This window comes from Chryseobacterium sp. BIGb0232 (assembly GCF_024810195.1).
In the GTDB taxonomy this organism is placed as follows: domain Bacteria; phylum Bacteroidota; class Bacteroidia; order Flavobacteriales; family Weeksellaceae; genus Chryseobacterium; species Chryseobacterium pennae.
Genome location: NZ_JANUEH010000009.1, coordinates 1 through 21,214, shown reverse-complemented (window position 1 = coordinate 21,214; position 21,214 = coordinate 1). Strand labels below are relative to the sequence as shown.

General features: G+C 36.6%; 17 protein-coding genes. 7 read left to right on the top strand and 10 right to left on the bottom strand.

Annotation, left to right across the window (positions count from 1 at the left end; translation table 11 throughout):
* Positions 1 to 12 precede the first annotated feature (12 nt).
* Together M2372_RS18075 and M2372_RS18070 are read left to right on the top strand one after the other, a co-directional pair.
* The gene (locus tag M2372_RS18075; protein WP_123320147.1) at positions 13 to 1,071 is read left to right on the top strand and encodes an AI-2E family transporter; all 1,059 of its coding nucleotides are present in this window, start codon (positions 13 to 15) and stop codon (positions 1,069 to 1,071) included.
* A gap of 38 nt (positions 1,072 to 1,109) precedes the next feature.
* Positions 1,110 to 1,337 carry a DUF3820 family protein gene (locus tag M2372_RS18070; protein WP_115972107.1) on the top strand — a complete coding sequence of 76 codons (228 nt, stop codon included), beginning with the start codon at positions 1,110 to 1,112 and terminating at the stop codon, positions 1,335 to 1,337.
* A gap of 69 nt (positions 1,338 to 1,406) precedes the next feature.
* On the opposite strand, the gene uvrB is transcribed toward M2372_RS18070, so the two are convergent.
* Positions 1,407 to 3,398 carry an excinuclease ABC subunit UvrB gene (gene uvrB / locus M2372_RS18065; protein ID WP_123320146.1) on the bottom strand — a complete coding sequence of 664 codons (1,992 nt, stop codon included), beginning with the start codon at positions 3,396 to 3,398 and terminating at the stop codon, positions 1,407 to 1,409.
* Positions 3,399 to 3,581: 183 nt separating this feature from the next.
* On the opposite strand from uvrB, the gene M2372_RS18060 reads away from it, so the two are divergent.
* A complete protein-coding gene (locus M2372_RS18060) occupies positions 3,582 to 4,799 on the top strand; it encodes a PQQ-dependent sugar dehydrogenase (RefSeq protein WP_123320145.1) in 1,218 nt (405 codons plus the stop codon).
* Positions 4,800 to 4,973: 174 nt separating this feature from the next.
* Here M2372_RS18060 and M2372_RS18055 read toward each other — a convergent pair whose 3' ends face one another.
* The 6 genes from M2372_RS18055 to M2372_RS18030 all read right to left on the bottom strand — a co-directional run bounded on the left by M2372_RS18055 (position 4,974) and on the right by M2372_RS18030 (position 12,712).
* Positions 4,974 to 7,415: a TonB-dependent siderophore receptor gene (locus M2372_RS18055; protein WP_123320144.1), complete on the bottom strand. Its 2,442-nt coding sequence runs from the start codon at positions 7,413 to 7,415 to the stop codon at positions 4,974 to 4,976.
* A 162-nt stretch (positions 7,416 to 7,577) separates the two neighbouring features.
* Entirely contained in the window at positions 7,578 to 8,735 is a 1,158-nt protein-coding gene (locus tag M2372_RS18050) for a pyridoxal phosphate-dependent aminotransferase (RefSeq protein ID WP_123320143.1), read from the bottom strand.
* A 3-nt stretch (positions 8,736 to 8,738) separates the two neighbouring features.
* Positions 8,739 to 9,815 carry an FAD-dependent monooxygenase gene (locus tag M2372_RS18045; RefSeq protein WP_123320142.1) on the bottom strand — a complete coding sequence of 359 codons (1,077 nt, stop codon included), beginning with the start codon at positions 9,813 to 9,815 and terminating at the stop codon, positions 8,739 to 8,741.
* Between the two features lie 207 nt (positions 9,816 to 10,022).
* Entirely contained in the window at positions 10,023 to 11,399 is a 1,377-nt protein-coding gene (locus tag M2372_RS18040) for a tryptophanase (RefSeq protein ID WP_123320141.1), read from the bottom strand.
* 92 nt (positions 11,400 to 11,491) lie between these two features.
* Positions 11,492 to 12,109, bottom strand: coding sequence for a DUF502 domain-containing protein (locus M2372_RS18035; RefSeq protein WP_115972017.1), 618 nt, complete (start codon positions 12,107 to 12,109; stop codon positions 11,492 to 11,494).
* 24 nt (positions 12,110 to 12,133) lie between these two features.
* Positions 12,134 to 12,712, bottom strand: coding sequence for a tRNA-(ms[2]io[6]A)-hydroxylase (locus M2372_RS18030; RefSeq protein WP_123320140.1), 579 nt, complete (start codon positions 12,710 to 12,712; stop codon positions 12,134 to 12,136).
* A 197-nt stretch (positions 12,713 to 12,909) separates the two neighbouring features.
* Between M2372_RS18030 and M2372_RS18025 the strand changes: the two genes are divergently transcribed.
* On the top strand, positions 12,910 to 14,103 hold the full coding sequence (locus tag M2372_RS18025) for a porin (RefSeq protein ID WP_228455745.1): 1,194 nt from the start codon (positions 12,910 to 12,912) through the stop codon (positions 14,101 to 14,103).
* On the opposite strand, the gene M2372_RS18020 is transcribed toward M2372_RS18025, so the two are convergent.
* Complete coding sequence (locus M2372_RS18020; RefSeq protein ID WP_123320138.1) at positions 14,093 to 15,187, bottom strand: acyltransferase family protein; 1,095 nt, start codon at positions 15,185 to 15,187, stop codon at positions 14,093 to 14,095. The two genes, M2372_RS18025 and M2372_RS18020, sit on opposite strands and share 11 nt — an antisense overlap.
* Before the next feature lie 118 nt (positions 15,188 to 15,305).
* Positions 15,306 to 16,193, bottom strand: coding sequence for a metalloprotease (locus M2372_RS18015; RefSeq protein WP_123320137.1), 888 nt, complete (start codon positions 16,191 to 16,193; stop codon positions 15,306 to 15,308).
* 183 nt (positions 16,194 to 16,376) lie between these two features.
* Here M2372_RS18015 and rplU point away from each other — a divergent pair, with 183 nt between their 5' ends.
* The 3 genes from rplU (at position 16,377) to M2372_RS25675 (ending at position 17,581) form a co-directional block, all read left to right on the top strand.
* Positions 16,377 to 16,952, top strand: a complete 576-nt coding sequence (gene rplU, locus M2372_RS18010) for a 50S ribosomal protein L21 (protein WP_115972012.1) — start codon at positions 16,377 to 16,379, stop codon at positions 16,950 to 16,952.
* 12 nt (positions 16,953 to 16,964) lie between these two features.
* Positions 16,965 to 17,222, top strand: a complete 258-nt coding sequence (gene rpmA / locus M2372_RS18005) for a 50S ribosomal protein L27 (RefSeq protein ID WP_027372929.1) — start codon at positions 16,965 to 16,967, stop codon at positions 17,220 to 17,222.
* 194 nt (positions 17,223 to 17,416) lie between these two features.
* Positions 17,417 to 17,581: a bacteriocin-like protein gene (locus M2372_RS25675; RefSeq protein WP_409013146.1), complete on the top strand. Its 165-nt coding sequence runs from the start codon at positions 17,417 to 17,419 to the stop codon at positions 17,579 to 17,581.
* Positions 17,582 to 17,842: 261 nt separating this feature from the next.
* On the opposite strand, the gene M2372_RS18000 is transcribed toward M2372_RS25675, so the two are convergent.
* Complete coding sequence (locus tag M2372_RS18000; protein ID WP_228455744.1) at positions 17,843 to 20,377, bottom strand: DUF5686 family protein; 2,535 nt, start codon at positions 20,375 to 20,377, stop codon at positions 17,843 to 17,845.
* Between the last annotated feature and the right edge of the window lie 837 nt (positions 20,378 to 21,214).

Genomic DNA, 21,214 nt, shown 5'->3' with positions numbered 1-21,214 from the left:
AAATAATACCTGATGAATAAAGACAATCAAATAAGCAGTGTTGCCATAAAGCAGATTTCTTTACTCGCCATTATTTTGGTGCTGGCAGGCTTGGTCTGCTTTAATCTGGCATTGTTTATTCCATCGGTTTTAGGGGCTATTACCATTTATGTAGTCTGCAGAAAATATAACTTCTACCTTCAGGAAGAAAAAAAGTGGAAACCTTCACTTGCTGCTTTTGTATTAATGTTGGCAAGTCTTATTGTGCTGATCCTTCCTATTTATTTCATTGCAGATCTGATTATTGATAAATTAGGAAATGCACAGGCTTATATGGATAAATTCAATGTTTTTTTGGATAAAATTCATTCCTATATCCAATCAAAAACAGGTTTTGATATCCTAAGCCAGGAAAATATGAATAAGCTGAAAAGCTTTGTGGGAAAATTTTCCACTTCAGCATTGAGTGGAACATTCAACACGCTTACCGTGATAATGTCCATGTACTTTATTCTGTATTTTATGCTGGAAAAGCCAAGACTGTTCGAAAGAATCCTTACGACTTCAGCACCCTTAAAGAGATCTAATGTTTCATTACTTGGCGAAAAGCTGAGAAAGCTTATTATGGCAAATGCTATAGGTATTCCTGTAGTTGCAATTGGCCAGGGAATTGTTTCACTTATTGGATATCTGATATTCGGAGCTCCTGGAGCAGTATTGCTATTTGCTTTAACGGCGGCAGCTTCTGTTATTCCGGTAGTGGGGACGGCGATTGTGTATGTTCCTGTATGTATTTTTATGATTGCTGAAGGGAATACAGGGCAGGGAATTGGCCTTGCTATTTACTGTGTAGTGGTAGTAGGACTTACAGATAATCTGCTTCGTTTTACCCTTTTAAAGAAACTTGAAAATATCCATCCGCTGAATACTGTGTTTGGGATTATCATGGGAATGAATCTGTTTGGTTTTATGGGACTTATTTTCGGACCTATTCTGATCTCATTTACCCTTCTTTTGATACAGGTATACAGAAATGAATTTGTAGATGAAAATGCACCTCCTGATCTGGAATTGCCCAAGCAGGCAGAGTGAGAAGATAAATTGATTTAATTATATAAAAAGTGGAGGGAATAAATCCAGAAATATTAAGAGAAATCTGTGTTTTTAAGATGCCGTTTGGCAAATACGAAGGAACCGTTCTGATTGATCTTCCGATAAGCTATCTCGAATGGTTTAATAAAAATGGAATGCCAAAGGGAAAACTTGGAATGCAGTTATCAACCGTTTATGAAATCAAATTAAATGGGTTGATGGATCTGCTGGCACCCATCAGAGCTTCGGTAAGAAACGGATTGTAAGAAAATCTGTTTTGAGATAAATTTTCGGCGGCTTCGAAGAAGCCGCCGAAACTTTTTTTATCATATATTTTAGGCCTTAAGGGCTGCAATTTCGTCTCTTAGCTTAGCCGCTTTAATGAAATCAAGATTTTTAGCCGCCGCTTCCATTTCTTTTTGCTTTTGCTCGATCATTTTTTCAACATCTTCACTGGCATAGGTAGCTTTAACTTCAGCAACCTTCTGAAGAATTTCTTTCTGGGTGTATTTTTCATCAGGAAAGTCTTTACTTCTTCCTACAAGGTTCTCAGATATCTTTTTATTGAGGGCTGTCGGTACCATACCATGATCCTCATTGTATTTCATCTGTTTTGCACGGCGGTATTCGGTTTCATCTAACGTTGCCTGCATCGATTTGGTAATCTTATCAGCATACATAATTGCTTTTCCGTTGATATTTCTTGCTGCACGTCCCACAGTCTGAATCATAGATCTTCTGCTTCTCAGCATTCCTTCCTTGTCAGCATCCAGAATAGCTACTAATGATACTTCAGGCAAGTCTAATCCTTCTCTTAAAAGGTTTACTCCAATCAGAACATCAAAGAGACCTAAACGCAGATCCTGCATAATCTGAATACGTTCCAGTGTTTCAACATCCGAGTGGATATATCTTGTCCTGATTCCGAATTTTGTGAAGTATTTCGTAAGTTCTTCCGCCATTTTCTTGGTTAAAGTAGTGACCAGAACCCTTTCATCAGCATCTGCTCTTTTCTGGATCTCTTCCATTAAATCATCAATCTGATTTAAACTTGGTCTTACTTCAATAATGGGATCAAGAAGTCCTGTTGGGCGGATAATCTGTTCAATATAAGCTCCGCCGGTTCTTTCCAGTTCATAATCTGCCGGAGTAGCAGAAACATAGATCACCTGATTCTGAATGGCTTCAAATTCTTCAAATTTTAAAGGCCTGTTATCCATTGCAGCAGGAAGCCTGAATCCATATTCTACTAGCGCTTCTTTTCTGCTTCGGTCACCACCATACATGGCATGAACCTGTGGCACTGTTACATGGCTTTCGTCAATAACCATCAAGAAATCTTTAGGAAAATAATCAATCAGACAGAAAGGTCTTGTTCCCGGAAGTCTGCCGTCAAGATATCTGGAATAATTTTCAATTCCTGAGCAGTAGCCCAGTTCTTTAATCATTTCCAGGTCAAGTTCAGTTCTTTCCTGAAGTCTTTTGGCTTCCAGTGGTTTTCCTATAGAGCTGAAGAAATCAACCTGTTTTACCATGTCATCCTGGATATCTTTAATCGCTCCGTTTAAAGTCTCTTTTGAGGTTACGAAAAGATTAGCCGGGTAAATCTGTATCTGATCGAAATTATCTTCTACATTTCCACTGACAGGATCAAAGCTTTGAATTTTTTCAATTTCATCCCCAAAAAACTGAATTCTAATCGCATTGTCTGCATATGCCGGGAAAATATCAATAACATCTCCCTTTACACGGAATGTTCCTCTCTGGAATTCATTTAATGTTCTAGCGTATAGGGCATTCACTAAAGAATGGAGAAGGGCTGTTCTCGTTACTTTTTCACCAATGGCTATAGAAATTAATGATTTGTGAAATTCAGTAGGGTTTCCGATACCATAAATACATGAAACAGAAGCTACAATCAATACATCTCTTCTTCCTGAGAGAAGACTTGCCGTTGCGGAAAGACGTAATTTTTCCACCTCTTCATTAATGCTCAGATCCTTTTCAATATAGGTCCCGGTTGTTGCAATATAGGCTTCCGGCTGATAGTAATCATAGTAGCTGACAAAATACTCTACGGCATTTTCAGGAAAGAATTCTTTAAATTCCATGAAAAGTTGTGCTGCCAGTGTTTTATTATGTGCCAGAACCAAGGTAGGACGCTGGACATTTTGAACAACATTGGCAACCGTAAAGGTTTTTCCGGATCCTGTTACCCCAAGAAGTGTCTGGTATTTTTCACCAATTTCAATTCCTGCAGTAAGTTTATCGATGGCTTGGGGCTGATCCCCGGTGGGTTTATATTCTGATTGAAGCTTAAAATCCATAAGAAGAATGTATAGAACAAAAATACGAAAGAAATTATTAGGCATGATAAAGTTTCGATGATGAATATTTTACAGATGTGTTTATTTACTCATAGTATGCCTTATACCTGTATCATAAAGTTTAAATAAGCTGGTTAATGGCATTATTTTTCCATTCATTATTAAACACCTAATCATAATAGTATGAAAATCAATCAATTTTACATCCCAGTGCTGAGCCTTTTTCTGATTTTATCTTCGTGCAAAAAGAATCATGCGAATGCACAGCAGACAGGAAATGATGGCAGCGTAGAGACAGAAAAGCCTAATTCTGATTATCAGCCTGCATTTAAGGGACAGACAAGAACTAAAGCAATAAAAACAAATACAGCTTACAACGTAGAGATACTGAATAAGGACCTGGGGAGACCATGGGGAATTATTAATTTAACAGATGGGAGATTCCTTATTACAGACAAAAGAGGGTATATGAATATTGTTTCAAAGGATGGAAAGCAGATCACACTGATAGAAGGCTTTCCAAAAGTTGATTCTAAAGGACAGGGAGGAATGCTGGATGTAGCTCTTGATCCGGATTTTAAAACGAATTCGATTATTTATTTCAGTTTTTCGGAACCCTTTGGAAAAGGAAATCTGACTTCAGTAGCGAAAGGAAAATTATCAGATAATTTTAAATCAATTTCAGATGTAAAAATAATTTTCCGGGCAGAACCTTCTTATGATGGAGACAAACATTACGGAAGCAGATTGGTTTTTGATAAAGATGGAAACTTATTTATCAGCACCGGAGAAAGATCTGATAAAGTAACAAGGGTCTACGCACAGAAAACAGATAATTATTTAGGAAAAATCATCAAGATTACCAAGGATGGATTACCAGCTCCGGGAAACCCATTTATAGGAAAACAGGGATATAAACCTGAAATTTATGCTTATGGAGTTCGTAATCCTCAAGGTTTGGCTATTGATCCCAACGGAAATCTTTGGGATGTGGAAATGGGACCAAGAGGAGGAGATGAGATCAACCTTATTCAACCGGGTAAAAACTACGGCTGGGGAGATGTAACCTATGGTATTGAATATTCAGGTGTTAAAGTAGGGAAAGGCATTACCCGGAAAGAAGGTACAGAACAGCCTGTTTATTACTGGGATCCTGTTATTTCTCCAAGTGGAATCACTTTCTATACCGGAAATATAGACGAATGGAAAGGAAATCTTTTCATCGGTTGCCTCAGTGGTGAACATATCGACAGAATTGTGATGAAAGATAATAAAGTCATAGGTGAAGAACGTCTTTTGGCAGATCAGAACGAACGTTTCAGAGATGTCCTGAATGGGATGGATGGTAATCTTTATGCTGTGACAGACAGTGGAAAGCTTTATAAGATTTCAAAAAAATAAAAAATCCTGCTGAATATTTCAGCAGGATTTTTGTAATAAAACAGGAGATCGGAAGAGGAAAGTTCTATCGGTCATTAGTAGAAATTTCACGTTCTTAAGTTCTGATGAAGGTATTTTATTAAATAACTTAGGAAAGAATAGCTTCCAGCCTCTCTCTTCCAGCTTCCCTTATTTTTAAAACTTAAAGTTAAGTCTGGCAAAAACCTGTCTTCCTGCAAATCCCATCTGTACGGGGTCAAAAATCCCTCCGGCTTCTGTGTTTCCTTCTGTTACCTGTGCTGTCTGTAGCGTTGGGTATCTGTTGAATATATTTTTGCTGCCCAGAGTAAGGTTGAGGTTATTTGAAAACTCATATCCAAAAGAGATGTCTGTTGTTACTTTAGGGTTGTAAATCTGTTCTCCATCGTCATATCCGATTAATGTAACCTTATCAAACCTTACCAGTTGAAGATTTGCATTGAACTTACTGATCTTATAGTTGAGGTTAAGGTTTATCTTTGTTTTAGGAGCGGAAGCCAGAATAAAGGCTCTTTCTCTAGCACTTAGATAAACGTCTTCTTTTCCTTGTAGCTGTGGTGAGGTATTAACATTGGTAATTTCCATGTCATTATAGTTTCCGGCCAATGTAGCCGTTAATTTTCCTGATCCAAGACTTTCGCTATAGCTTAGGATAACATCAATTCCCTTAGTTCGGGTATCAATTGCATTGGAAAAGAACTGGGCCTGGTCAATGTAAGGGTAATCAGCCTGTACTTCCTTGGGTAAATCATCCTTTGAAAAATTTCCTGTCAGAACAATTCTGTTTTTTACACTAATATAGTATCCATCAATCGTTGCTGTGAATTTACCTGTATTAAAAGTAAAGCCGGCACTTCCGTTTACCGATGTTTCCTGTTTCAGCTGTTCAATGCCCAATCTTTTAGCAAGATCGCTATCATTCGAAGCCAATTGAATGGTAACCAATTTGCCATTCTGGAAATTTGTGAACTGCTGACTGTAATACTTCTGAGCAAGAGATGGAGCCCTGAATCCGGTAGAGACAGACCCGCGGAATGCGAATTGAGGAGTAATGGCGTATCGGGTAGCAAATTTGCCATTCATGGTACTTCCAAAATCATTGTAGCTCTCAAATCTTCCAGCAACACTGATCATCCAGTTTTTGGTAATATCCAGTTCCGTATCTACATAAGCGGCAAAATTATTTCTGTTTTTACCGATGTCTGTAGAATACCCTGGAAAACCCTGTGATCCTCCCGATCTTATGTTATTTTCACCAGGTGGAACAAGAGGGTTGGTCACCAATAAATTGGCAGGTGTATTAGGTGTTACAACGTTTCCATTAATGTCATACATCGTATAAGAAGCTTCTTCTCCTTTAATTATATTAAATTTTTCATATCTGAATTCTGATCCGAAAGCAATATTCAGCCCTTCCAGTACTTTAAATTGCCTTACAGCATTGAATCCTGTTGTATTTTGTAATAATGAATGCCCTCCTGCATAAAATTGAGTAGGAGACTTAGGGCCTAAAGTTGCGTTAACAGTATTGGTGATATCATAAGTAAATCTGTTATTTCCAAAAGCATTATAAAAATCTACATCCCAGTTAGCTACTTTGAATTTTAACCCATTATCAAAGGTGAAATCACTAATACTGGTATCTTCAATAGGATCAAAACCCATTGGGTAGATTTCAGGGATATTGCCGTTAGCTTTAGGAGTTCTCGTCCATGCGTAGGCTTTTGTATTTCTGTGTGAAAAGCCTTGGCGGGAATAGAATTTCAGTCCATCAGTTAACGGGAGTTCAATATTTCCGAAAAAATAAAAATTCTGAGCCTTTGCATCTCCGAAACGTTGTCTAGGTGCAGTATACATTTCTGGATTTGCATTTCTTATTGCATAATCTTTGTTGATAAATTCAGCGGTAAAATTACCGAAGCCACCCTTGTTTCCAATTTTAGTTCCCAGATTTCCGCTGAAATCAAAAGTAATTCCATCTACTTTATGATCGGAAGTCACATCGTTATTTCCCGGACTTTTAAAAAGATTCATTCCATAGAAAGCATTTCCTTCAAAACCTTTATCCCGGTCATTCAAAATAACATTGATGACCCCGGCAATTGCATCCGAACCATATTGAGCTGAAGCTCCATCACGCAGAACTTCTACTCTTTTAATTGCTCCAATGGGGATTGTATTCATATCATACCCTGTATTTCCTCTTCCTTTCGTTCCGAAAAGATTGATCAACGAAGACTGATGGTATCTTTTTCCATTAAGGAGAAGAAGAGTCTGATCCGGGCCAAGCCCTCTTAATGTTGCCGGATCTACGGCGTCAGCACCATCTGATCCTGATTGTTTGTTGGAGTTAAAGGAAGGTGCTGAGAACTGTAAAAGCTGGTTTATTTCTACCTGTCCTGTAGACTGGCTTACCTGTTTGATGTCTATAATATCAATAGGAACAGGAGTGTTGACAACAGTTCTTTTTTTGTTCCGGCTTCCGGTAATGGCTACTTCGTCTATTTTTGATTCCTTTGTAAGAGTGTCCCTTACCTGTTGTGCATAGGATAGAGAAGAAGCAGTAAGAAAAATAATGCTTATGTATTTTATCTTCATATTGATAATTTTGAGTGATGGCTAGCTCAAAATTATCAATATTTATTCTTAAATCAATACTTAAATTTATTATTTGTTATGAATGTCTTAATTTAATGCTGTGTATGTTAAAATAAAGTAAAATAATAGTTAAAATGTTTAATTTAATGAAAATTTTAAACATTAAAAGCTGGTAATGATTCGCTTAATCCCTTCTTCTAAAATTTCCTGTGAAGTGGAAAAGCAGATTCTGATATGTCCTTCAGCTCCTTTTCCAAACCATCTTTCTGAGCCCGGAACAATCGCTACTCTTCCCTGTTGTAGAACATGTTGTGCAAACTGATCGCTGGACATTCCGTTTTCAATCTTCGGAAATAATACAAAAGTGGCTTCAGGCAGGCTGGGGGTCACAAGTCCTGAACCGCTTAAGAGCTGGAATGCAAGATCTCTATTTTGCTGTAAATGATTTAAAAATTCTTTATACCACGGTTTGGCTTTTTCCAATGCTACACTTCCCGCAATTTGTGATAAAGTAGATACTCCTTCTATGGTAGAATTGAAATTGGATTGCTCCGTAAAATCTTCAAGAATTTCCTGATCATTACATAAAACAGCACCAATTCTCAATCCAGCAATCCCAAATGATTTTGAAAATCCATACACCGTAAAGCTTTTTCTTTTAGCCTCTTCAGAAACTGATGAATAGGTATGGAAATCTCTGTTGTCATAAATAATATCACTCCAGATCTCATCACTCATTACCCACAAATCATGAGCAGAAGCAATCTCAGAAACCTTTTTCAGTGTTTCTTTAGAGTATACTTTTCCCAGCGGGTTATGTGGATTACAGATACTGATCAGTTTAGTGTTGGGATTGATTAAAGAAACCATTTTTTCAAAATCAATTTCTCCGGTTTTGGTATCAACCGGGCATAGTTTTACTGTTCCACCGGCTGTTTCTACTGACTTTTTAAATAAAAAATCTACAGGATCCAGAATAATAGCTTCATCACCAGAGTTTAAAACATATTTGGCGATCAGGAACATTCCCTGCGCAGCACTGTTTACAGCAAGAATGTTTTCTGGAGAAAAAGTTCCATGTTTTTCCTGATTAAAATGATCAGCAACACTTTTCTTAAACTCCGGAAGTCCGGAAAATGGGCCATAGCTAAGATAACCGTCTCTGATATATTCAATAATTCCCTGCTCTATTTCCGGGGCAGTTCTGAAGTCAGGATCAGCAGCTGTCAGAGGAATAATTCCGTCTTCCAGGGTTGCCCATCTTCCGTTGTAGGCTTTTCTTTTTAGGGCTTCGAAGTTGATATCGTTATTGGTAAACATTTTTTATTTGTATGATATGGGTAAAATATTGTCTGTTTGTTGGTCTGTTGGAAGTAGAAACTGATTCAATAGTATTCTGCCATTATGAATGTGAGTTTCTATTTCAGGCTTTCTTTCCGACTCATATTTATAAAAAGCTGCTGTAATATCAGTCTCTTCAACTAAGTATTTAGTCAGTGTGTAAGAATCCTTCAGTGCTGAGGTTACTCCCTGGCTCGTAAATGGAATGAGCGGATGTGCTGCGTCGCCTATGAATACTGTGTTATCTTTGTAAAAAGGGTTGAGGTTTTCCAATTCATAAACACACCATAAGTGTACATTCTTGTAGCTTGATTTTTTGATAATTGATGAAACTAAAGGACACCAGTCTGCAAAAACGTCAAGCATATAATTTTTTAAATGGTCAGCAGTACATTCGTTGATCTTATACTTTTCATTATCGAATTGGGAATACCAAAGAATTGTATCATGGGAAAGCTTAAGGATTCCAAAAGTAAGGCCGCCCTGATCGTGATGAAACTTCATGAAATCATTCTCGATAGAAGCAGCAATTTCTTTGTCTGTAATAATATTAACCACTTCATTTTCCCTTACCTGTCTCATCTTTTCATCCTTAAAAAGACTTCTTCTGATCCGGCTTTTTGAGCCATCCGAAACAATGGTGATATCAGCTTCTATATCAGTTCCGTCAGCATTCTTAAGTTTTCCTTTTTCTGTTTCACAGGGAATTACAGTAGTATTGTATGTTATTTTTTCAGGACAAATTTTTTCAGACAGAAGCTGAATGAGTGCGTGTCTTGAAATGGCAAACACATTACTGAGGTCCTTTTCTGCTAGTTTTTTGCCTGTATGGGAATATTGTATGTATTTTTTCAGAAAGCTACCATGTGCAAAAAGAAGCGAGCGGTCAATGATCTGAGTAAGATATTCTATGCCCTCCTGTGGAATAAGAAAGCCATGGCCGGCAAGATCTTCTTTTTTTCTTCTTTCGTAAATATGGTAATCAAAGTTGTGCTTTTCGAGATAATTCGCCATGCTTAAGCCGGAAATACCGGCGCCCACGACAGCAATTTTGTTCATGTTCGGAATAATGGATTTTTTCAGGTTGGTGTTTAGATTACTTTTTCAGTACAAAAGTAAATTAAAAACATTCATTATTTTTAAAAAATAAATTAAATTGATTCTTAAATTTCAAAAAAATAGATGAAAAGCATAAGAAATATTGAGTAAAATAGTAGAGTAAGAAATGACCATAAAAAAACCGGAATTTATTTCCGGTTTTAGTTTTTATGCTTTTTCAAGCTGAACAGTAAAATGTCTTAATATTTCCGGCTCCCAGGTAATTTTATACCCTTTTGCAATTTCTTCACGTCTTTCATATACATTCTTTATTGCAGCAGCAATATAATCCATATGATTATTAGTATAAGTCCTTCTAGGAATCGCCAGACGTACCAATTCCAATTTAGGATAGCGGTTTTGTCTGGTTTCAGGATCTCTGTCTGCCAGTAAAGTTCCAATCTCTACCGTTCTGATTCCGGCTTCCTTATAAATCTCAAGGCCTAATGTCTGAGCCGGATATTCCTCACGGGAAACATTGGGAAGGAAATTCAAAGAGTCAATGAAGACGGCGTGTCCTCCAATTGGCTTCTGAACCGGAATTCCGTATTCAATAAGTTTGTTTCCAAGATATTCAACCTGGGATATTCTGCTTTCCAGATAAGCAAATTCTGTAGCTTCATCAAGTCCTACAGCCAAAGCTGCCATGTCTCTCCCTGCCATTCCCCCATAAGTAATAAACCCTTCATAAATGATGGTGAAGTTGGATGCTTTTCTGAAGATTTCCTCGCTATTTAAAGCGATAAATCCACCGATGTTTACCAATCCGTCCTTTTTAGAACTCATGGTCATTCCGTCACCATAAGAGAAAATTTCTTTGCAGATCTCTTTGATGCTTCTGTTTTCCTGTCCCTGTTCTCTTTTTTTAATGAAGTAAGCATTTTCTGCAAATCTTGCGGAATCAAAGAATACAGGAATTCCGTATTGGTCGGAAAGGGCTTTTACCGCTTTCATGTTTTCTAAAGAAACAGGTTGCCCTCCTGAAGAATTACAAGTAATAGTGATTAGGCAGAACGGAATACTTTCCTTTGGATGACTTTTATAAACTGCCTCCAGTTTTTCAAGGTTGATATTCCCTTTGAAGGGGTGAAGATCATTAATGTCAAAAGCTTCATCAATTGTACAGTCAATTGCGTGTGCTTTTCTGAACTCAATATGTCCTTTTGTGGTATCAAAATGAGAGTTTCCGGGAACTATATCACCTTCTTTTACCAATACAGAAAAAAGCACATTTTCAGCAGCTCTTCCCTGGTGAGTTGGCAATAGGTATTTGAATCCGGTAATTCTTTCAACAGTATTCTGAAGCTGCTCAAATGAACGGGATCCTGCATAGCTTTCGTCGCCGGTCATCAATGCTGCCCATTGTCTGTCAGACATTGCTCCGGTTCCGGAATCTGTTAAAAGGTCAATATAAACGTGTGAAGATTTCAAGTTGAAAAGATTGTAATTAGCTTCTTTAAGCCATTGTTCCCTTTCAGCTCTTGTGGATTGGTAGATTTCTTCCACCATTTTAATGCGGAAAGGTTCCGCGTACGGTAAATTCATGGGTTGGTATGTTTTTAAATTGTGTGTAAAAGAAAAATCGGTTTGAAAATAATTTTCAAATTCATCAATGTATATCTAAAGCGGAATAGAGGCTATTCTGGTGCTTTAAATATATTTTCATCAGAATGGAATCCGGCAACACCGCCGCTTACTGCAAACTTCATAGCCGAAGCAGCAGTCATCCCCACTACAGGTTTGATATTTTTTTCTTCAGTAACAATTACCCAGCCTGAAATTGCGTATGAATGGGGTAAATATACCGCAACGTAATTATGCTTGTCAACGTCCGACATTTCTTTCTGGGTTAAAAAACCGATTCTCCAGATTTCCGGATTTTCGTTCGTTTTTACCCATACAGGATCGTTGAATTTTTTCTTGTCGCCCACAAAAGAGGACATGACGTCCTTGGTAGGAGTGTAAATATGTTTTACTCCCGGTGTTTTTTCCAGTAAACTGTCCATGGTGTCGAAAAAGAACCTTCCTACCACAAATTTATTTCCCAGAAAGCCTAAAATAGCAGTAAGTAATATGATTGAAACGAAAACAAGCCCCGGAACCTGCTTTGCCAGCGAAGGAACAAGGTTGTCTATAGCGCTTACAATATACCAGATCACGAAAATTGTGAGTCCGATTGGGCCAATAATAACCAGCCCCTGAAAAAAGTTTTTCAGGAATAGATTGGCAATACTTTCAAAGCTAGGTTTCTTCAACGTTTATTCTTTACTGTTTATAGGTTAACCATGTATGGTTTCTTTATTTCCGTAGGATTTAATAATATTGGCTTCATATTCCAGCCATGCTTCCCATCGCTCATTTACCCTTTCAGGATCACCAAGTTGTCTTGCAAATGCAATGAAAGTTGTATAATGGTTAGCCTCAGAGATCATAAGCTCCCTGTAGAAGACTTTAAGTTCTTCATCCTTGATGTTTTCTGTAAGAACTTTGAATCTCTCACAGCTTCTGGCCTCAATCATTGCTGCAAAAAGCATTTTGTCCACAATAAGATCTTCTCTGCTTCCCTGGATAATAAACTTTGCCAGTTCATTCACATAGTCATCCTTTCTTGCTCTTCCGAATTTGTAGCCTCTCTTTTTGATGATTTCATGAACCTGATTGAAATGATCAAGTTCTTCCTGAGCAATGGCAAGAAGCTCTGTAACGATTTCCGGATATTCAGGAAGCATTGTGATCAGGCCAATGGCATTGGTAGCGGCTTTTTGTTCGCACCACGCATGATCTGTTAAAATTTCTTCGATGTTTCCTTCTGCAATGTTTGCCCACCTTGGATCGGTAGGGAGTTTCAACTTAAACATGTTTTAAATTTTTGTAAATTTAAAACAAATTAGGCATATTCGGTGCTTTTGATGGGGTAGAATTTCTATTCTGTTGGGTTTTGTTTAATGAGGAGCTTGTTTTATATAGTATTTATAAAAAGCAGAGCCGTTAGAGTATTGTATTTTTTCTTAAATTACTGTCTAATAACGAAACTAATAATCAGATAATCATTTGAATGGATATAAGTAGACAGTTCTGTTGGTCAATAGGATATTTATTGCTTTTCATAGGGGGAGGGAAGATGCAGGCACAGGAAAAAGATTCAGTGGAAATTTTGCTAAAACCTTATGCAAGCCTTCGCGGACATCTGGCGGTATACGATAATAAGCTGGAACTTCAGGAAAATGCTTCCAGAATTGGATTGGAAGTGAATATTAAAAAACATGATTTTGGAATCATTGCAGGGGGTGAAATTCAGTTGAATATGTTTAAAGGAGGTACCTCTTTTAATGTAGACGGCAATTTGTCAGGTGGTTTTCTTAGCGTAGAGTCTGCACAGAAACAACAGGTTTTTGGAAATCGTCTTGGGTATCTGGGATTGGATTTAGGTAAATTCGGAACCCTTACCATCGGAAAACAATGGAGTGTTTATCGGGATATTACTGCTTATACTGATAAGTTCAATGTTTTTGGATCAAGAGCATCGGCAACGTTTATTGGTGGAACAGACGGTGGAGAAACAGGAACCGGCCGGGCAGACCAGGCTGTTATTTACCGGAATCATTTTGGGCCCTTTTATTTGGGTGGACAGATTCAGGCCAGAGGCGGGAACAACGGTAAATTTATTGATGGATTCGGAGCTTCTCTTCAATATGAGATAAAAGAAGGTTTTTTTGCCGGGGCAGCTTATAATAGGGTCTTGCTTAGTGATAACCTTGTGACTGCCGGAAGAATTATTGGTCTTACAGGCCAACCTACTTATTTTTCTTTAGGAACTAAATACATTGGACAGACTATAGATTTTAGTATTGTTGGTGTGCTGCAGAAAAACGGAGATTTTTCTCAGGGGTCTTATCTCGATCCTACCGTAGGGGCATTCCCTTTTACAACCGTTTTTAATGCCAAAGGATTAGAAGCCTTCGGGAAATATAAATTCCAGAAGTTTTCTGTTTTGGCAGGGTATAATCTGTATGTTCCGCAGCTAAAATCTATAGAAGACACTTCAGTACAATATAGCCTTGATCCAGGATTTAAAAAGAATGATATTATTGTAGGTTTTTCCTATTTCCCTTTTAAATTTGCTCAAATTTATAGTGAACAAAGATTTTCTATGGGAAAAACGTCAAATGGAGAAAGAGAAAAGAGTGTTTTCACTTTGGGGCTTAGAATTGATCTTTCAGGCAATTTCAGTAAGAAGATCAGTCTTTAATAGCTGTTTTCTTTCTGAAAAATTCAAGGATATTCCATCCCAAAGTATCTATTTTTTTCAGTCCTGCAGAAATAACGAATGCCAGAAGGATATTAATAACATAAATAATAATCATCAAAAGCCACCATGACATGTTTTCTTTCAGTGGAACGACGAAAAAATATACTAAAGACGAACTTATTCCCTGTGCAAAATAGAAGAAAATAGCATTTTTACCAATGTAAGTGATAAAGTTTTCCTTAGTAATCTTTAATCTGTTATAAAGAACAAATAAGGTAACCAGAGAAAATTGAGCCCAAATGATATAAGGAATCTGTGGTGGAAATTTATTTTTATTGATTTTGTAGAAAATTTCATTTCCATGATACCAGAACATCCATGTTAGAGCCAAAGCAACAAATGCATATAATACAGGAATAAACTTGTTGGGGATTTTTTTTCCGCGCATTCTGTTCCCAATTAAAAAAACTGCCATATAAAAGGCAACGTAGCCCACTTGTCCTGTCGGATAATATTCTGGGAAAATATTGAATAATAAGGTCAGTCCAATACAGAGTCCAATAAACCAATTGATATGTTTTGGAAAAAATCTTAAGATTAGTACCCCCAAAACAGTAAGAATATAATAGACTTTGAGGTACCAAAAGCTCCCCATAACAACTGGAAAAGTGTCAGCATTAGTATATTGATGCAGATACCAGTTTCCTAGGTTTTGCCATTGCGGAATTGCAGAAATACTGGTGGTAGAGTATTTGGAACCGAAGGTTGAATAAAAATTCTGTAGCCATTCCAGGGAAAAGAATGTCAGTCCAAAGACCTTAAAGAAGTAATCTAAGAGGAACAGAAATGTTACAAAAATCATATAGGTGATCTGTAATTTGAGTAACCTGTAAAATGTTTTCTCAATATTGGCTCCTGAAGTAATTCCGCTCAATGCATAAAATAAGGCGACATCAAAAACAAGGGAAAACACTCTTACTTCTGCCGGAATATAGAACTGTCCCGACCAGAAAGCTGTGTGGATAAAGATAATGGATAGGGTAGCCAGTCCTTTGGCGAAGTCAATATAGAGATCTCTGTTCATTAGGATAGATATGGGTCAAAAGTAAATAAAACTTTTGTTATTTTTCAAGTCAAATAAAAGAGGCAGAACTTAAATTGCCTGCCTCCTTTCTTAAATATGCTAAAAATGAATGTTTCTTTTATTGAAGATGTTTAAATTCTTCCGCAGAAATTTCTCCGGACTGAATTTTTCTTAGTTCATCTATATATTGGCTCATGTAAGCATCAATTTCTGGATTTATCTTATTCTTAGCCATTTTATAAGTTCCGTTAAGAACTCCCTGGTAGTAATAGAAGAAATTATAATCAAAGTTGGATGCGTTAAGGTCATATTGCCCTAAAAGGAAACCTAAACGAACAGCTGATCTTCTTTGTGCAGGAGTTCCATGGTGTCCCGGGCTATTGGTTTGGTAATCTCCAATGCTTTGTGCAAACTCGTAAGCGGCAGCAATTTCTGGGAAACTTGTCTTATTGTAACCGTTAGGTCTTCTTAAGTAATATCCTGCAAAACCATCAGCTTCAAGCTCATTAGGTCTTGCTGTGTTTTCGTTTACTGAAGGAAGTCCAAAGATATACTGTAACTGATGTCCGTACTCATGAGCAAGAATCATTGCATTCACAATATCCCCGCCTTTTGCTTTTGCATCATAATAGATAGCATAACCATAATAGATCTTTCCTGTAGAATAAGAAATTGCATTGTAGGTTGAATTGAAATTAGATGCATCATTCACAAATCGTAGAGTAGGATTGCTTCTTCCCCATAAACTTGCAATTTTAGTCATCTGAGCATTCATGAAATTAGTGTCTGTGGAGTTCTGAAGTCCGGTCAATAAAACAGAATTGGAGCTCCAGTTATTGTCTACATATGCACAGTTTTTTTCAACGGCTCCGGGTTGTTCAATTTTTGCACTGGAGCTTTCCTGTTGAGGAAGAACAGTATCTTCCATTTTGTCATCACTACATGCTGTAAGGAATGTTGCAGCAATAGCGCCTGCTATTAAGCAGAGGTTAAAGTTTCTTTTCATATAATTATTTAGTTGGTAAAACGAAGGTAAGAAATTATCTTTTATATATGAGCACATTATCGTTAAAAATTATTCAAAACATAGTGAATAGATTTTTTTAATAAAAAACATTGCTTTGATTGTAAGCTGTTTAGAATTTTATTTGTATATTTGCACCTCGAAATAACTAAAAATTTATAAACAATGTTTGCAATTGTAGAAATAGCAGGGCTTCAATATAAAGTTGAGCAAGACCAAAAGTTGTTTGTGAACCGTTTAAAAGGAGATAAAGGAGGAAAAGTTTCTTTCGATAAAGTTCTTCTTACTGTAAACGGAGCAATCACTGTAGGCGCCCCAGCTGTAAGCGGAATCACTGTGGAAGCAGAGATCCTTGACCATGTAAAAGCTGATAAAGTAATCATTTTCAAAAAGAAAAGAAGAAAAGGTTACCAAGTGAAAAACGGTCACAGACAATCTTTAACTCAAATCGTAATCACAGGTATTACAGGATTTGAAGGCGGAGCTAAAAAAGCAGCTAAAAAAGAAACTGTAAAGTCTGAAGTTCTTTCTGACCATGCAACTGTTAACTTTGGTGAAGATCACGAATTGAACTATCACTTAAAGAAAAACAACTTGTCTCAGTCTAAAGAGAACAGAGAAACTTTAATTACTTTAGGTAAAGCAGTTAAAGTTGAATTAGAAAAGAATATTCTTACTCATGAAGAAGTAGATGCTGCTATCATTAAGAATATTGATCAATTTAAAGCACTTAACAAATAATCCAGTAATAAAATGGCACACAAGAAAGGAGTCGGTAGTTCCAAGAACGGTAGAGAGTCTCACTCTAAGAGATTAGGTGTGAAGATTTTCGGAGGACAAGCAGCTATTGCCGGAAATATTATTGTTAGACAAAGAGGTACTCAACACCACCCAGGTGATAATGTTGGTATCGGTAAAGACCACACTTTGTTTGCATTAGTAGATGGTAAAGTAGTTTTCAGAAAGAAAGCAAACAACAGATCTTTTGTATCTGTAGAACCAAACGCATAATTTTTAAGCGTTTTATAAAAATTAAATCCTCAGCATTTGCTGAGGATTTTTTTGTTTGTATCCCAACTGTTAAATTTTTAATAAACATTCCAGCAGGTGTGAAATATTTATATATTTGCTAAAGATCAGATAACAAGTCCGCTGCAGATACCGAAAAGTATACAGAGCAGGCTACAAATTAAAACTAAATAACTATGAAAAATTTAAAAAAATTAACAAAGAAGAGTCTGAAAACAATTAACGGTGGGGGCGTACTATGCCCGGCAAAGCCAATTACATCATGCGACTTATGGTGTGGGTTGACTCCGCAGCAGAAAATGCGCTGTTTGCTTGATGTAGAAGAAGTTTGTACATGCTAATTCTTTGTAATTATTAGATGACAAACCTTAGAAAATTTACTAAAAATCAATTGAAATCAATTGGAGGCGGGAATGATTATACATGTCCTGGTTACATGATAACGACTTGTGCCGAATGGTGCAGACTGAGCCCATGGCAGCAGCAGTATTGCCTGAATGCTATAGAAGAGTTTTGTAATTGCTCGTAATAAACCTTGATAATACAATGGGGCGGCTTCGAAGAAGCTGCCCCATTGTATATTATATAATCGTTTTTTCTCTTTAGAATCCTACCTGGAGACCAGCCTTGATTCCAAATTTTGAAATATCAGGTCTGTCAAGATAATTTCCTCTCCAGTTAAAATCTACTCTGAATAATCTAAGATTACCAATCCCAATGTTTTCGATTCCAAATCCATATTCATAATAAATATGTTCATTGGGAGCAGAATATTTAAATCCTTCTACATTTATTGCCTTAGACGCATCGCTCAAAGATCCATAAGCTGCTCTGATGAATGCTACCTCCCTGAACTTTAACTTTTTGATTAATGGAATGTAAGACAATATTTTACCATTAAAATGATGCTCCAAATGAAGGGTAGTATAAGCATCTGCTACAAATTCATAATAATTCAATTGTGAGAATGTATTCGGGGCTAAACCATAAGAAAGGTTAGCAGGAATAATATTCTGTAAAGCCAAAGGAACCGTATTAAAATTCTTTCCTGCTTCAAAACTGACAACCGTTTTTCCTAATGTTCCAATCAAAAACGGCTTATAGAACATAAACTGAAGCTTATCATAGTTGAAATCGGCATTGAATAACCCTTCAATACCTCTGGTATATCTTAAAACAATAGTAGGTGCAAGATTTTTTGCCTGATATCGATCGATCCCGGTTTGAGAAAATTTCGCTCCAGGTTTTGCAATTAAGCTGATTGTAACATGAGAATCATTGACTGTTTTTCTTAATTGCCCATCCCCTTGATAATACATAAGGTTGAACTTCTCAGGAATAGCAGATTTAATACTTTGCATTACTCCATCCACTCTGATCTGTACATTTTTCCAAGGCTCAATAGCTGCAAAGACACTCGTTTGATTTACGGAACTCAAAGAAATATTCTCTCCTCTGGCAAAAAATGTGCTTGAAGATAAAGAACGTGATGCCACTCCGTCACCGGATGTAAGCTGGCCTCCAAGCTGAACAATATCTCTGCTGGTTCCGGCTCCAATCATAAATCGGTTAAGCCTGTTAAACATATATCGTGCTTCAGCTCCATATTTTACTTGCTGATCTTTAAATCCATAAGCCGTATAGAACTGAACCCTCCAGGGATCATTCAATCCAAAATATGATCTTGCTCCAATTCTTATTCTGTCTCCTTCCACTTCATTTCTTCCATATACAGAGAAAATAGGACCAAAATCTACTCCTTTAAACGCATTATAATAACGGGAACCAAGAGTTTCAAACAGTTTTACCATTCGGTTGAACTTAGGAGTCTGCTGCAGCTGATCCAACATTTTATAAACCCCTTGTTCGGACTTTGATAAGGTATCAGGTCTTGCCTTAGTCCAGTAAGCATCATCTTTATCTGTAAATTTATCCTCGTATTCCTCCTCTTTTCTTTTGAAAACTTTAGGATCGAGTGGGATGTTGAATTCATAATTAGAATAGTCAACAGATTTTTTAGCGATAATACTCTTAGATCCTTTCTTCTTTGAAAAAGGACTCATCTCAACTTCTGTGATTAGTTTTTTAGGAAGGAATGTCGTTTCATCCGGATTGTCATACTCCAGTTGAGTATAAACACTGTTGACGAAATTAACATTGATTTTTTGTGTTGATCTTAAAGTAGCTCCCAAAACAGCATATGTATCCGTATCTATATAAAGATTTCCCTGGAATGCCAATACGTCTTTACGTTTAGGCTGATATCTTATTTGAAAAGCCTTCTCTCCATGGATCGCAATAGTGTCTACAAGGTTATAGTCATAAGTTCCGAATCCATCTGTTCCTGCCGGACTTTGAAATCCAATATCAAAATAATTTAAAGTATTATCATAAATATTAATATCCCTGTACAGGTTTTTCGCCGAAACAGTAATAACCTGGTTATCCTGAAAACCTGAAGTCTTTTGAGCTACTAAAGTTCTTTTTGTGTCTTTATCGGGTTTGTTCCGACCATAATTTTCATAAACAGCCTCATTCAGAAAGATAGGAAGTCCAAGCCTTCCACTTGCAGTAGAATCAGCATAATTAAAAATGAAGTCCAGCTTATTGAAGATTTTCTTCTTCATAAAGGTGCTGTCTATATTATTAAGGTCAAATTGGGTTTTTTCATATTCTTTGTAAGAATAAGTATCAAATTTCTCCAGACCATTATTTCTTTTTTGAGCCCATACTTTTTGCATAATAGCATAAGCAGGGTTTTCTTTTTTGCTTTTATATTTAGGTTTTCCAGCCTGAATAACCACTTCCTGAATATTACTTACCTTAGCTTGGGAAAGCTGAACAAAAATATTTTCAGCATTTTCTGGGGTAACGTCAAAAATTTCTGGAGTATAATTCTTTCTTGAAAATCTCAGTCTCTGGATAATACTGTCAGATTGTATACTGAAATTTCCCGAGGTCGTTGTCAGAGATGGGTTCTTGTCATCATTAATAAAAATATCAACTTTGCTTACTTCTTTGTTGTTTTTGGCATCAACAATTTTACCGCTGGCCTTGTTTTGAGCACATACCAAGCTAGTGAAAGTAAGGAAAAATAATAAAAAATAGTGTTTTTTAGAGTTGTTGTTTAACATCATTCGTTTCTTCAGGCAATTAGCACAAACAAAAAGTATGCAGTTTTTTAAAAAATATATAAAAAAATAAAATATTCTTACGTTTCTATGTAAAACGGCAAATTTAACAAAAATAGTACTATCATTTGAGAAAAAATAAATACTAGTTTTATTGTCTTAACAGATAAGGATCAATTAATTAATGACAAGGTAAAAAGTCACTGTATTTATGACTTATATTCACTCAGAACCCCTTTTTTAAGAAATAACAAAATAGAAAATGTGTAATGACTTCAGCAAAAAAATGAATTCTTTCAAATTTGCAGTTAGGTTTGAGTTATCAAGATGCCTCAGAGTCATCATTTGAACGCCCGGATTTCGAACAGTCTCTTGCATATAAATAAACACCAATGTGTGTTATATCATATATATGCTATATAATTATTTCATCAAAATTTTTCTACTTATCCTCTCCACGAAAATACTGAAAGCCTCATACCTTAAGCTTTTTCTCTCATCTTCAAATCTCCACGTGTTCCATTTTTTCAGGAGCTATTTCCCGCTATCCACTCTTACTCCTCGCGCCATCGCCCACCATGCTCAGGTCCTCCTGCGCTCCACTCTATACTGTGGGGTAACCGTTTCTATCGGGGCTAGGGTAGGGAACCGATTTATAAATGATGAATAAATAATAGATAATAGTTGGCATCAATTAATAGCATCACCTATTATCCATAAGTGATTGCTTCTATCATTCCCATCCTTTGGAGCTCATCTTGTAGGGGTTTTATAATTCTGCACCTTTTTTCAGGTAATAAAAACGCTGCATTGTTTGTGCTATTTTTTTAATCCCTGGAAAAG

Bases quoted from the DNA above. Each gene is read 5' to 3' on its own strand.
- M2372_RS18030 (WP_123320140.1), bottom strand. From the start codon at position 12,712: ATGTTTAAGTTGAAACTCCCTACCGATCCAAGGTGGGCAAACATTGCA.
- M2372_RS18045 (WP_123320142.1), bottom strand. From the start codon at position 9,815: ATGAACAAAATTGCTGTCGTGGGCGCCGGTATTTCCGGCTTAAGCATG.
- M2372_RS18015 (WP_123320137.1), bottom strand. From the start codon at position 16,193: ATGAAAAGAAACTTTAACCTCTGCTTAATAGCAGGCGCTATTGCTGCA.
- M2372_RS18050 (WP_123320143.1), bottom strand. From the start codon at position 8,735: ATGTTTACCAATAACGATATCAACTTCGAAGCCCTAAAAAGAAAAGCC.
- M2372_RS18075 (WP_123320147.1), top strand. From the start codon at position 13: ATGAATAAAGACAATCAAATAAGCAGTGTTGCCATAAAGCAGATTTCT.
- M2372_RS25675 (WP_409013146.1), top strand. From the start codon at position 17,417: ATGAAAAATTTAAAAAAATTAACAAAGAAGAGTCTGAAAACAATTAAC.
- M2372_RS18040 (WP_123320141.1), bottom strand. From the start codon at position 11,399: ATGAATTTACCGTACGCGGAACCTTTCCGCATTAAAATGGTGGAAGAA.
- uvrB (WP_123320146.1), bottom strand. From the start codon at position 3,398: ATGGATTTTAAGCTTCAATCAGAATATAAACCCACCGGGGATCAGCCC.
- rplU (WP_115972012.1), top strand. From the start codon at position 16,377: ATGTTTGCAATTGTAGAAATAGCAGGGCTTCAATATAAAGTTGAGCAA.
- M2372_RS18055 (WP_123320144.1), bottom strand. From the start codon at position 7,415: ATGAAGATAAAATACATAAGCATTATTTTTCTTACTGCTTCTTCTCTA.
- M2372_RS18020 (WP_123320138.1), bottom strand. From the start codon at position 15,187: ATGAACAGAGATCTCTATATTGACTTCGCCAAAGGACTGGCTACCCTA.
- rpmA (WP_027372929.1), top strand. From the start codon at position 16,965: ATGGCACACAAGAAAGGAGTCGGTAGTTCCAAGAACGGTAGAGAGTCT.
- M2372_RS18000 (WP_228455744.1), bottom strand. From the start codon at position 20,377: ATGATGTTAAACAACAACTCTAAAAAACACTATTTTTTATTATTTTTC.
- M2372_RS18025 (WP_228455745.1), top strand. From the start codon at position 12,910: ATGGATATAAGTAGACAGTTCTGTTGGTCAATAGGATATTTATTGCTT.
- M2372_RS18060 (WP_123320145.1), top strand. From the start codon at position 3,582: ATGAAAATCAATCAATTTTACATCCCAGTGCTGAGCCTTTTTCTGATT.